The sequence below is a fragment of the Psychrobacter sp. DAB_AL62B genome (genome assembly GCF_028895345.1).
Taxonomy (GTDB): domain Bacteria; phylum Pseudomonadota; class Gammaproteobacteria; order Pseudomonadales; family Moraxellaceae; genus Psychrobacter.
In genome coordinates this window covers 458,056-471,396 of the sequence record NZ_SAXC01000001.1, presented here as the reverse complement: position 1 = coordinate 471,396, position 13,341 = coordinate 458,056, and the positions used below count along the sequence as shown (strand labels likewise).

Genomic DNA, 13,341 nt, shown 5'->3' with positions numbered 1-13,341 from the left:
AATAACTATTAAATCATGTGTTTAATTTATATTTTTGCTTATAGCTATACTGTCCATCGGTCATTAATGATACCTACTAGATAGCGCTTACCTTGATACTCCTCAAATACCAAACGCATACCACGCCAGTCTATACCATCATATTTGTCACTACCTTTGTAATAAAAGTCAACCACATCTGCTTTTGGATAAGCTTCATTAACGTTGTTGATCATATTACCTCTAGATTCAAAGGTATTGACCGTTATACGAGCGTTATTGTATTTTTTACCATCAATCCAAGTATCTAAATACTCTGGCAACGGCACTATCAATGCCTCGCCAGTACCATCCAAATCACCCCAAGTGAATTTAACTTTTGATTGATTTAAATATTGAGCGAATTGCTCGCGGCTAAAGACTTTATCCTTGTCTAAATGTACATAAGCATACATTGAGAATCGTACGCCACGGGTTGGGTGAATATCGTCTGTGATTCTAGCAAAGTCATTATTAGCGAGTGCACGTTGGATACGCAGTGCTTGTTGCTTGAGGGTTTGTTGGCTTATATCAGCGCCGACAGGCACTGATGAGCTGCCAGTTGATTGATTAGGAGTGTTTGCACTGGATTCAGCAGTATATTGACAGCCAGTTGCTGCCAGTACGAACACCAAAACGCCGCTAGTCGCTAATTTAAAAGAATGCGCTGTAAAAGTAGATAGTATGGTCATAAAGTATCCTCATCGCAGTGATTACCGTAATAAATAGCACCAAGAAGCATCTAAACCTGAATGATACGATAATACAGCAGAGTCATGATATGGGTATGATGTAATAGCTCATAACGCTTATATGATGAAATACTGTAGAGAAAACGATGCCAACACCTAAATTACTGATACTGCTAGCAATGGGAGTAATCGCTATCAGCAACGCCACAGCGGATGTCACAGAGCCGCCTCAGACATATGCGGCTATGAAGGTTGCAACCATAACCAAAATGTACGAACAAGACATCAGTAATCGAGGAATGGATAATCCGGTGGTATTGCAGCAATATGCTAATTCAGAGTTACAAGCGGCTATGCAACTTGACCAAGATTATTTCGATAAAGAGCAAATGTCCTGTCATATTGGTTATGACGTACTGTGGGATTCGCAAGATCCAGATTACGAGCAAGAAAAGGAGTTTTCAATCACCGAACAAGGATTGGTCAAGATCAGTTTGGCGCAAGGTAGCAATGTTTATTATGATTTGTCCTGTGATGGTATGAATAAAGAAATAAAATGCCAAGTGGCAGATGTAATAATGGATGAGGATGGCGCATCTTTACGAGAGTATTTATTAGAGACATGTCGTTAGCCGACGATAATTATTATTCTCATAGATATTCAAATAATAATTTGAATATTAATAAGTCCTAGATTAAAAAATTACTGAAAAATAAATCAGACTTATTATGAATGATGTATGAATCATTAGAGATATAATTATTGAGGAACTCACTTCTAAGACCGTTGGTTTGTTTTCGCATAATGTATATTATGTTAAATGAAGTTTATATAGAGATAATGGCGCCCAATAACTATGTTTGTCTGTTAATCACCTCAATGACTTGTTCATAGTATTTTGCTATTGTATTTTTATACCTTAGCTACTTTATTTTAATAAATGATCAACGTGCTAGCCCTGCGTTATAGCCATTCATTATCATAACAAAGCAAAAAAGTGAGCAGCCTAATACAGAGCTACTCACCTTTAGGTATTCTTTATTATTATGATTGTTTTGATTTTATTAGCTGGCAAGTTGAAGTTTGTTTACGCTGTCCATAAGTGCGCTAAGCTTTTGCTCAAGCTTACTTTTTTCTGACTTATTTTTAGCAACAGCTTTAGTACTATCATCTGCCAACTGCTTGTTACCTTCTGCCACTGCCTGCTTTAATGCTAGCTTCTCACGCATAATAGCGACTCTCAAAGGCTCAATCTTATTGATAATGTAATTAATAGATTTATGCAGGTCTGATTTTCTATAGCGCTCTTTAACCTTAGACGATTTATATAAGACACTATTTTTATCATTTTTTGCGCTAGCGAGCTTTTCTATATACTCAACAGCTATCCTGTCTGCATAGTCATCTTGAACACCAATCTCTAAGACCTCCTCTTCTAAAATCACACCTAATTCTTCTAATTTGTTGTTTTTGATGGTATTTTCTGACATTGTAAACATTCCTTTGTATATATTGGGATTGCGGATGTATTAAATTATTGATGTATTAATTGGTTATAGAGACGCCACTATCATCAATTACTTTCGATAATAAGTCGTAGTAATAGCAATAACTGTGATTGTAATTGGCATGTGGATTCGTTGTTTACATACCCTTAGCGGTTACTGTGACAACCATGCCGATTAGTTCGTAATAAATATGACTAACGCATACTTGGTTAGCCAAAAATCACGGCTCATCTTAACCTAAGAGTACAACTGTACACAATAGATATTTAACCTCTTTAATATAAAGGGTATAAATTAGGAATTCATTCATAAAATTTAGATAGTATGAGTTGATATATTCAGCAATAACGATAGGTTCTTCTCAAAGCAATGATGAAGCTGAAATATATTCTCTACCGAAGGGTACATTTGCTTAGATGAAGAACGGTTATTGAGTATAAAATACAACTACTAAGCCCTACAGATACTTTAGACAAAAAAAGAGGCTCACAAATAATTGTGAACCTCTTTTGAATATGCCTTATATTACTAGTTACGGCTCTAGATTGCTCATTTGGAGGATTATTAATCCTCTTCACGATATAAAGTTTTTTTAGCTTCTACTCTAAAGCCCTCATCACTGATAGCTGCATTCATTCCCACAGCTTGATAGTTTAGGTTTGTCCGTGGTATTTCTAGAGAGCGTATTTTACTTTCTTCTGAATCACGGAATACCATGTTCTGCGCTTCTTGTCTAAAGTCACTTTCACTCATAGCGGATCTAATTTTCACGGCATTAACTGCTGTGTCATCCTGTGTTTCCAAGCGCTTGGCGTTAGTTGCTACTGTCTTCTCGATTTGAGCGTTAGGCGTGCCATCATTAACAACGGACACAGTGTTATTGACCATTGCTACTTGAGAGTTCATTGAGAAAAAATAATCGAATATAAATACGCTTGCCAAAAATAAAGCACAAAAAATACTGAGCACGCTGAGGAACTTTACGTTATTCAGCGACCTACCCTTCGATGATTTCACGCTTTCAGTTGCTGAGGTCATAGTTCAATACCGAATCAATATATGTTAACAACGGCATATAACCGCCTTCTTTATATGATGATACGAATCTTTTGAGGCTATGCAACCGTTTTTGGTATGAGCGATAGAATTGATAGATAAACGGTAGCAAAGCACCGTTTTATCGTTGCTTATTGCTGCTAAAGATAAAAAAACTTGTCTATGTGCTACCTATATATTCAGCACTAATCGTTGGTCTCACGATATAAGGTGTTTTGTGATTCTTCTCTAAAATCATCGTATGTAATGGTAGGCTCAGTATTCACGTCGCTAACGGTGGCTTCTACAGCTGGCTTGTTTGTGTCATCTACAGTATTAGCAGCATTCTTGTTAGCATCGTTTACTACCGCTGTTTGAGGTTCTGACGTTGATGTGTTGGATGTATTGGCAACAGTGGAATCAGATGGTTTATCTCCATCTATCGCGGCCCCTTGTTGAGTGCTGGTAACAGGCGTAGTATTCTCTGATAGCGCTGGGGTTGCGCTATCAGAGCCTGCAGGAGCGGTTGCAGTCGACAAGACACCGGTAAAGATAAGCGTGAATACGATAGCAGCAATCAATAACGAACCAAAAATCATCCCAATTAAGAGTGGCTTCTTACTACTTGCCAGCTTATCTTTTGGTTTTACGGTTTTTTTGTTTACAGGCTCTTTAATTGCTGATTCTGTGGTTAGGTGCTCAGAATCAGCGCTGTCAGCTATATAAACAGTCTTCTGAATTAAAGTATTGTCACTATCGGTTTTTATTACGTGATTTGTAGCCACCTCATCTTCTGCCTCAGACAAATCCAAGCTGACTGCTGTGCTTGTAAAGTCCGATGTCTGTAAATTCGCCTTATTCTGAGAGCTGTCTTGATCTTGAATGGCAAATAACTCAAGTTCTGCTGCACTTAAAGGCTCATATGAGGACAATTTATTGGCATTTTTTAAAGGTTTTAATGCAGACGGCTTAGCAGGTTTGTCCGCTATGCTCCCTTTAAGACTGTCATCATCGTCGGCACTGTCAATGATGTCGGCGCTTTCAACACGCGTGATAAAACGCTCATAAATATTATCTTTACGATTACGCCTTTGTGGCTTAGTATTAGCAATTTTAGCTAAATTTGCCTCTAAATCAGCGTTATGGTTATTTTTTTTATCGCTCATGAAGTAATACCAAACCAGTTTATGCCACGAAAAGCAGATGACTGCTAGAATTAAGGGTAAAGGCTTATTGTTTGCTAAAGTGTAACACTATCGTTAACAAACAATATAGTGGGCCGCCTCTTTAGCTTCAAGCATAGTTTTATGCTCGAGCCTATTATTTGTATAAAATAGCCAAAACATCATCCTAAATAAGCGTCCATGACATTATAGATAAATGAGCATAAAAATATGGATTTAAAACAGCTCAATGCTTTTATCGCTGTTGCTGAGCTAAGAAGTTTTAGTGCAGCAACAGCCAAAACTGGATTGTCACAGCCTAGCCTGAGTCGATTGCTCAAACAGCTCGAGACGGAGATGGGCGTGATGTTGGTCGACCGTTATCATAGACCGCTACATCTAACAGAAGCTGGTACGTTCTTTTACGATAAAATTAGCACCATACTGACAGAGATGGATACTGTCATCAGTATGACCCAGCGGCTATCGACGCCCAGTAGTGTGTTAAATATTGGCTTTGTGCCATCCATACTGTATGGGTTGCTACCCGAAATCATCGCAATGCTCAAGCAGTCCAATCCTAATATTGAGGTCAACCTAAAAGACATCAGCTCCTATCAGCAAATAGATGCGCTCAAATCTGGTGACATTGATATTGGTTTTGGGCGCTTTGCCCATCAAGATCCATGGATACAGCAAATACTATTGCGTCATGAGCGTTATGTCGTGGCATTACCCAAGTCGCATCCGTTAGCCAATGTACGTGAGCAACGCTTGATAGACTTAGCAAATAACCGCTTGATCTTATATCACCAAACCCACCTGCCTATCTCGACAACGGCGATGCCTATCGCTAACAAGACTATTGATAATAAGGCTATTCATAACAATAAGACTAGCAGGCTACGCAACCAGCCGCTATCGACTGAGCCTGTCACCGAGCCGTTACTGTATTTATTTGCACAATATGGCATCTCTCCTTTTATGACCACGACAGTCAGCGATTTACAAGTGGCGCTAGGCTTGGTTGCTGCTGGTGAAGGCATTACCTTAGTACCTGCCAGCCTAAAAACGGTGCGTACAGAGCAAATCAGCTATCAGCGTCTCATTCATGAAAACGTTACCTCCCCTATTTATCTGCACACACTCAAAGATTTTGTTCATCCCCAGATTCCTGACTTACTGAGCGCCATTTATCAAGTATATGAGCAGCGTGGTATTACGTACCGGCGGCAAAAATTTGTGTCACAGCTTTAAATTATCAGATATTGGATGAGTATTATGTTATAAAGAACCCGCAAAAAATACTCAATCCTAACTCTTGATATTAATAGTTGATTATGCTAACTATCAAGAATGGGCATGCAAACTAATAGTAATAATAATTAGAATAATCATTCTCCTAAATAGCATCGGTGTGCTAAAGTCGATACAAGATGAATCGTTTTATACTTAGCATTATTAGCATTAAAAAATAAGTGTCTTATAAAACATTCTCTAACGATCATTGGCAAGCTGACACAGGTAAGTGATAATTTGCCGTTTAAACCATTTCGAGGTATTCATGACCACACAACCACTCAATAACCCAAGTACCACTGACGATACCGTTGCTCCGCAGCAAGAAGGCTTTAGCTGGCGAATTTTTGGTCCCGGGATTTTAATGGCAACCGCTGCTATTGGCGGCTCGCATCTAATCTCGTCGACGCAAGCTGGCGCGTTATATGGCTGGCAGTTAGCCATCATGATTATATTAGCGAACGTCTTTAAATATCCCTTCTTTCGCTTTGGTACTGATTACGTCTACGACACTGGCGAGAGTTTAATTGCCGGCTATGCTAAGCGCTCTAAAGCCTATCTATGGATTTACTTCATCCTATCCATCTTATCAGCAGTGATTAGTACGGGTGCAGTATCTCTAATTGCCGCAGTGATATTGGGTTTTATGCTGCCCGCCTCTATTGGACTATCAACCATTACACTGGCATTGATAGTGACTGGGATATGTTGGGTGTTTTTAATAGCCGGTCATTACAAGCTGCTCGACGGGGTGACCAAGTGGATTATGATTGCGCTGACTACGGCGACCGTTGCTGCGGTCATCATTGCTGCTGGCAAGCCGACAGTCATGGCAGTAGACTTTGTCGCAGCTTCTCCTTGGAACTTAGCGACCTTAGGTTTCATCGTAGCACTGATGGGCTGGATGCCAGCGCCACTTGAGTTTGCCGCCATTACTTCTATGTGGACCTCAGCAAAAAGAAAGGCGGACAATACGACCAAGCGTCAAGGGTTACTGGACTTTAACGTTGGTTACTCAATCTCTGCTATTTTGGCATTATTTTTCCTAGCGCTAGGTGTCTTCGTCCAATACGGCTCAGGCCAAGAAATCCAGATTGCTGGCGGTGCTTATATTGATCAGCTCATTAGCATGTATACCAACACTATCGGTGAGTGGTCAAGATTGCTGGTCGCTTTCGTCGCCTTTATGTGTATGTTTGGTACTACCATTACTTGTGCTGATGGCTACGGGCGTGCCAATGCTGAATGCTGGCGCTTACTCAAAGGTGAAGATGAGATCAACAAAAAGCAGATCGCCTTTTGGACCACTTATGCAATCGGTGGCGGATTGGTGATTATTAGTTTCTTTGCGGGGCAGTTAGGCGCTATGCTGAAGTTTGCCATGGTATCAGCGTTCGTTTCCGCGCCTATTTTTGGTTGGTTAAACTACTCGTTAGTGAAAAGCCATCAAAAACTTTCTGCAGGCATGAATGCTTTATCAATTGCAGGCTTAATATTCTTAGGCGGCTTTGCATTGTTATTCTTAGCCAGTCTTGCTGGCATCATTGGTTAAAAACAATCATGCATTAGATTATTAGACTTATATATCAATAGCATTTATAGAGTAAAAGCCCTAATAGCTAAGCTATCAGGGCTTTTTTATGGATAATTTTAACCTTCTAACCAAAGATATTGTAACTAAATGTAAATACTTAACTGATAATGACTTGGGTGCTCATGTGATATGAATACTAATCTTAGTAAATCTCTAAATAATGGATAGTACTATTCATTTAATAGATTAATTTAATAATTATTAATTGTTATTTAAGTAATTATTATTAATAATGCTAAAACACCGCTTTGCAGACATGGATAATTGGGTATAATCAAGCACAACGATCTAATCAAGCATAACATTTGTGACATCGATAAGATTACCCTCTACGTAAGGATTACGACATGACCCCATCAGCTGGCGCTCGCTTTCGCAGTGCAATGAAACAAAAAAACGATAACAACCAACCACTACAGATAGCTGGCGCGATTAACGCCTACACCGCGATGATGGCAACCCAAGTGGGTCACCAAGCGTTGTATCTGTCTGGCGCTGGCGTGGCAAATGCCTCATTTGGTTTGCCTGACTTAGGCATGACTAGCCTTGACAATGTCTTAGAAGATGCGCGCCGCATTACCGATGCGGTTGATACACCATTATTGGTTGATATCGACACTGGCTTTGGTGGTGCATTTAATATCGCTCAAACCATTAGAAAAATGGAAAAAGCCGGCGTGGCAGCGGTACATATCGAAGACCAAGTCGCACAAAAGCGCTGTGGTCACCGTCCTAATAAAGAAATCGTTAGCATTTCAGAGATGGTTGATCGTCTAAAAGCCGCCCTTGATGCCAAAACCGATAAAGACTTTGTGATCATGGCGCGTACTGATGCCTTGTCTGTTGAAGGTCTTGATGCAGCTGTTGAACGCGCGGTTGCCTTTCAAGAAGCTGGTGCGGATATGATTTTTGCTGAAGCATTGACCGATATTGAGATGTACCGCAAGTTTACGGATGTGCTCGATATTCCAGTCCTCGCCAACATGACTGAGTTCGGTCAAACTGACCTTTACACTACCGAGCAGCTACATGGTGTCGGTGTCGATATGGTGCTCTATCCTTTATCAGCCTTCCGCGCAATGAACAAAGCCGCATTAAACGTCTATCAGCATCTATTAGATGATGGTACGCAAGAAAAAGTCGTCGATACCATGCAGACACGTATGGAACTCTATGATTTCTTAAATTACCATGAGTTTGAGCAGACTTTAGATAAGCTGTTTGCTAATAATAAGTAAAATATCACTAATCACTATCTCAGTTAGCTTTTAATGATTAACCGTTACCATCACGCTACCAACAAAAGGAATTTATCATGGCAGCACAAAAAGAACTTTCAGGCGCAGGTCTACGCGGTCAAGTCGCTGGCAAGACCGCTCTATCTACCGTTGGCAAATCAGGCTCAGGTCTGACTTACCGTGGTTATGATGTCTCAGAGCTTGCGGACAAATGCATCTTTGAAGAAGTGGCTTATATGTTGCTATACGGCAATTTGCCTACCCAAAGCGAGCTTGATGCTTATCAAACTAAATTGAAAGGCTTACGCGGTTTACCACAGCCGCTAAAAGAAGTGCTTGAGCGCATCCCAGCGGAAGCGCATCCAATGGATGTACTGCGTACTGGTTGTTCTATGCTGGGTAACCTTGAGACCGAAATGAGTTTTGATGAAGAAAATGACCAAGCAGACCGTATGCTTGCGGCATTCCCATCAATCATTAACTATTGGTATCGCTTCACCCATGACAATGTACGTATCGAAACCGAGACTGATGATGAGACCATTGGTGGTCACTTCTTGCATCTGCTGAAAGGCGAAAAGCCAAACGAGCTCCATACCAAGGTTATGAACGTATCACTTATTCTTTATGCTGAGCATGAGTTTAACGCCTCAACCTTTACTGCGCGTGTTTGTGCTTCTACGCTATCTGATATCCATTCTTGTATTACTGGTGCGATTGGCTCACTACGTGGTCACTTGCATGGCGGTGCTAATGAAGCCGCAATGGATATGATTGAAGGTTTCAGTTCACCGGATGAAGCTGAAAAAGAGATGATGGCGATGCTGGCGCGTAAAGATAAAATCATGGGCTTTGGTCATGCCATCTATAGCGAATCTGATCCACGTAACGTGGTGATCAAAGGCTGGGCTGAGAAGCTAGCAGCGGATGTTGGTGACGAAGTGCTTTACCCAGTATCAGTACGCTGTGAAGAAGTCATGTGGCGTGAGAAGAAACTTTTCTGTAATGCTGATTTCTTCCATGCCTCTGCCTATCACTTTATGGGTATTCCAACCAAGCTGTTTACGCCAATCTTTGTATGCTCACGCTTAACAGGTTGGGCTGCTCACGTATTCGAGCAACGTGCTAACAACCGTATCATTCGTCCAAGTGCCGAATATACTGGTGAAGAGTTGCGCCCAGTACCAGAGATGAGTGCGCGTTAATATATCAAGTTTCATACTTGCTTGAATAAGAAAATTTGTAGGGTGTGCTTTGCGCACTGATTGTTGGATATAACCTATTCACTGGTGCGAACAGCACACCCTACACCTACTAAAAAACCTCATTAAATGACTGTCATTAAAGGGCTGTTATGCTGAATATAAAAAATCTATCGTTTGTGCTGCTTAGTGCGGGATTCCTATCAATATCTCTAGGCTCAACTCACGCCAGCGCTGCTACAGATGTCACACAGTTATTTAGTGTTTATGAAGAAGCCTGTGGTTATGTGGACAGCGCCAAATCAAATAACGCTGCTAAAACCTATAACACATTCAAAAACAGTTTTATTGCCCATAAAGAATCAACGACAAAGGGCATTTATAACGACACGATATTTTCTTTAAAAAAACACTATGTTATCCCAGCACCGTATAAAAATACTATTGTCTCAATTACGATGAAAAAAGGTGATACATATAGCAGTGATAGCGTCACTTATACCGTGAAATTCAAAGACGCTACTTATAGAAAAAAACCAATATCTCATCTTGAGATTTATGTGGTGCCCAACTCAGATGTATTCTACGATGCTCTGTATCTCAAAACATCGACACAAGGTTTAAAGCCGCACTTTAAATACGTACAGTTTGATGATGAAAAACTTGGTGCACATTTAGATTCCGCCAAAAAACTTATTTTATGCGACGGCATTGTTGGCAGTTATAAATAACTGTGCAGTATTAAATCTTAAAAATATCAAATATAACAATACCTTGAAGTAACACTGCTATACAAAAATCATTCCAACCAGCTAACCGCCAAAGGTGACTCATGGACAACGCCCTAGTACAACCGATGAATGAACAATTCAAAAAACCACTTCCTGATACCGACTTATATTACTTTGATACTCGTGAAGCAATTGAGAATATTGAAGCTGGCGCGTATGACAAGCTACCGTTTTGCTCAAAAGTATTGTGTGAGAACTTAGTACGCCGTTGCCCACCAGAAGACTTAACGGCAGCGCTCAAGCAACATATCGAAGGTAAGCAAGATTTAGATTTTCCTTGGTACCCTGCCCGCGTCGTCTGCCATGATATCTTAGGTCAAACAGCCTTTGTTGATTTGGCTGGTCTACGTGATGCTATCGCTGAACAAGGTGGCGATCCCTCAAAAGTAAACCCTATCGTGCCAACACAATTAATTGTTGATCACTCGCTGGCGGTTGAACATGCCGGCTTTGAAGAAAATGCCTTTGAGAAAAACCGCGCCATTGAAGAGCGCCGTAACGATGACCGCTTTCACTTTATCAACTGGTGTCAGTATGCCTTTGATAACGTCAACGTCGTACCGCCTGGTAACGGCATCATGCATCAGATCAACCTTGAGAAAATGTCACCGGTTGTACAAGTGGCAAAAGGTAAGGACGGCTATAAAGTTGCCTTTGCTGATACGCTAGTCGGTACTGATAGCCATACTCCAATGGTTGATGCGTTAGGGGTGATTTCAATCGGTGTTGGCGGTTTGGAAGCTGAAAGCGTGATGCTAGGCAATCCATCCTATATGCGCCTACCAGATTACGTTGGGGTGAAATTAACTGGTAAATTACAAAAAGGCATTACTGGTACTGATTTAGTCCTCGCTATGACAGAATTCTTACGTAATGCTGGTGTGGTTTCTACCTATATTGAATTCTTCGGTGACGGTGCACGCCAGCTAAGCGTTGGTGATCGTGCTTCTATCTCGAATATGACCCCTGAATATGGCGCGACGGCAGCGATGTTCTATATCGACGAGCAAACCATCGACTATTTACGCTTGACTGGTCGTAGTGAAGCCCAAATCAAACTGGTTGAGCAATATGCTAAGCAAACTGGTCTTTGGGCTGATGGCATGGAAAATGCGGTTTATGACCGTGTCCTTGAATTTGACTTGTCTGCGGTAGTACGTAACATGGCCGGTCCTTCACGTCCACATGCTCGCGTATCAACCACGGACTTGGTTGCCAAAGGCATTGCTCACGGTGAGGGTGATAAATTACCAGAACCAAAAGATGGCTTAATGCCAGATGGCGCGGTTATCATTGCCGCCATTACCAGTTGTACCAACACTTCTAACCCGCGCAACATGGTTGCTGCTGGCTTGGTTGCCCGTAACGCCAATGCAAAAGGCTTATTACGCAAACCTTGGGTGAAAACATCATTAGCCCCTGGTTCTAAAACCGTAAAAATGTACCTAGAAGAAGCAGGCCTGATGTCTGAGATGCAGGAAATAGGCTTTGACGTAGTCGGTTTTGCTTGTACTACCTGTAATGGTATGAGCGGTGCACTCGACCCTGATATCGAAAAAGAAATCATCGATAATGACTTATTCACCACCGCTGTGTTATCAGGCAACCGTAACTTTGATGGTCGTATCCATCCTTATGCCAAGCAAGCATTCTTAGCGTCTCCACCATTGGTGATTGCTTACGCCATCGCGGGTAACATACGCTTTGATATCGAAAAAGATTCGTTAGGCAAAGACCAAAACGGCAATGATGTTTATCTAAAAGACATCTGGTTTGACGATGAAGAAGTCGATGCTATCGTTGCTAAAGCGGTGAAGCCGGAACAATTTAACGCTGTATACATTCCAATGTTTGATGAAGCCAAAAAAGACACGGGTAAAGCACTAAGCCCACTTTATAACTGGCGTGATCAGACTACTTATATTCGCCGTCCGCCGTATTGGGAAGGCAAAATGGCAGCGATGAATAAGCTGACAGGTATGCGTCCGTTAGCGGTTCTTGGTGATAACATTACTACCGATCATTTATCTCCGTCTAATGCGATTTTGGGTGATTCGGCTGCTGGCGAGTATCTAGATACTATGGGTTTACCAAGCGAAGATTATAACTCTTACGCCACCCATCGCGGTGATCACTTAACCGCTCAGCGTGCCACCTTTGCTAATCCTAAGCTATTGAATGAGATGGTACGTGACGAGAAAGGTGACGTCATACAAGGTTCGCTTGCTAGGGTTGAGCCTGAAGGTCAGGTCATGCGCATGTGGGAAGCGATTGAAACCTATATGAACCGTGAGCAACCCCTTATCATCATCGCCGGTGATGGCTATGGTCAAGGCTCAAGCCGTGATTGGGCTGCCAAGGGTGTGCGTTTGGCTGGCGTGGAAGTTGTCGTTGCTGAAGATTTCGAACGTATTCATCGTCAAAACTTGGTTGGTATGGGTGCCCTACCGCTACAGTTTGAAAAAGGTGTCACGCGCAATACGCTTAATATCGACGGAACCGAAGTCTTTGATGTCACCGGCGAAGTATCAGCTGGAGGTATGATGGCGTTAGTAATCAACCGTAAGGATGGTAGCAAAACTGAAGTACCAATTATCTGCCGCTTAGATACGGCTGATGAGGTCAAAATGTATAACGCAGGCGGTATGCTACAGCGCTTTGCCAAAGAGTTTATCGATGGCACGCTAGATATTGCGTAATCGTCATGAATTTTGAGTAACTAAAGAGCCGATGTTGTATAGAGTGTCTATATGGTATCGGTTTTTTTAATGTTTAGAGGTGACAAATAATGAGACTAGCG

11 protein-coding genes are annotated in these 13,341 nt (G+C 41.5%); 7 read left to right on the top strand and 4 right to left on the bottom strand.

Translation table 11 applies throughout. From position 1 onward, the window contains the following. Positions 1–44: 44 nt before the first annotated feature. Positions 45–710 carry a hypothetical protein gene (locus tag EPB74_RS01870; RefSeq protein WP_274902447.1) on the bottom strand — a complete coding sequence of 222 codons (666 nt, stop codon included), beginning with the start codon at positions 708–710 and terminating at the stop codon, positions 45–47. A 146-nt stretch (positions 711–856) separates the two neighbouring features. Here EPB74_RS01870 and EPB74_RS01865 point away from each other — a divergent pair, with 146 nt between their 5' ends. Next, positions 857–1,342, top strand: coding sequence for a hypothetical protein (locus EPB74_RS01865; protein ID WP_274902445.1), 486 nt, complete (start codon positions 857–859; stop codon positions 1,340–1,342). A gap of 433 nt (positions 1,343–1,775) precedes the next feature. Here EPB74_RS01865 and EPB74_RS01860 read toward each other — a convergent pair whose 3' ends face one another. The 3 genes from EPB74_RS01860 to EPB74_RS01850 form a co-directional block, all read right to left on the bottom strand. After that, positions 1,776–2,201 (bottom strand): hypothetical protein, encoded by a 426-nt coding sequence (locus tag EPB74_RS01860; RefSeq protein WP_274902444.1) that lies wholly within the window; start codon positions 2,199–2,201, stop codon positions 1,776–1,778. 582 nt (positions 2,202–2,783) lie between these two features. Next, entirely contained in the window at positions 2,784–3,092 is a 309-nt protein-coding gene (locus EPB74_RS01855) for a hypothetical protein (RefSeq protein ID WP_274902443.1), read from the bottom strand. 368 nt (positions 3,093–3,460) lie between these two features. Next, on the bottom strand, positions 3,461–4,420 hold the full coding sequence (locus EPB74_RS01850) for a hypothetical protein (RefSeq protein WP_274902441.1): 960 nt from the start codon (positions 4,418–4,420) through the stop codon (positions 3,461–3,463). Between the two features lie 228 nt (positions 4,421–4,648). On the opposite strand from EPB74_RS01850, the gene EPB74_RS01845 reads away from it, so the two are divergent. The 6 genes from EPB74_RS01845 to acnD all read left to right on the top strand — a co-directional run bounded on the left by EPB74_RS01845 (position 4,649) and on the right by acnD (position 13,240). Then, complete coding sequence (locus tag EPB74_RS01845) at positions 4,649–5,674, top strand: LysR family transcriptional regulator (RefSeq protein WP_274902439.1); 1,026 nt, start codon at positions 4,649–4,651, stop codon at positions 5,672–5,674. A 307-nt stretch (positions 5,675–5,981) separates the two neighbouring features. Continuing rightward, positions 5,982–7,268 (top strand): NRAMP family divalent metal transporter, encoded by a 1,287-nt coding sequence (locus EPB74_RS01840; RefSeq protein ID WP_079691761.1) that lies wholly within the window; start codon positions 5,982–5,984, stop codon positions 7,266–7,268. Positions 7,269–7,657: 389 nt separating this feature from the next. Beyond that, complete coding sequence (prpB, locus tag EPB74_RS01835; protein WP_079691762.1) at positions 7,658–8,548, top strand: methylisocitrate lyase; 891 nt, start codon at positions 7,658–7,660, stop codon at positions 8,546–8,548. 77 nt (positions 8,549–8,625) lie between these two features. Next, positions 8,626–9,753, top strand: a complete 1,128-nt coding sequence (prpC, locus tag EPB74_RS01830) for a bifunctional 2-methylcitrate synthase/citrate synthase (RefSeq protein WP_274902438.1) — start codon at positions 8,626–8,628, stop codon at positions 9,751–9,753. A gap of 149 nt (positions 9,754–9,902) precedes the next feature. Then, positions 9,903–10,481 (top strand): hypothetical protein, encoded by a 579-nt coding sequence (locus EPB74_RS01825; protein WP_274902437.1) that lies wholly within the window; start codon positions 9,903–9,905, stop codon positions 10,479–10,481. A 125-nt stretch (positions 10,482–10,606) separates the two neighbouring features. After that, entirely contained in the window at positions 10,607–13,240 is a 2,634-nt protein-coding gene (gene acnD / locus EPB74_RS01820; RefSeq protein WP_274902668.1) for a Fe/S-dependent 2-methylisocitrate dehydratase AcnD, read from the top strand. Positions 13,241–13,341 lie beyond the last annotated feature (101 nt).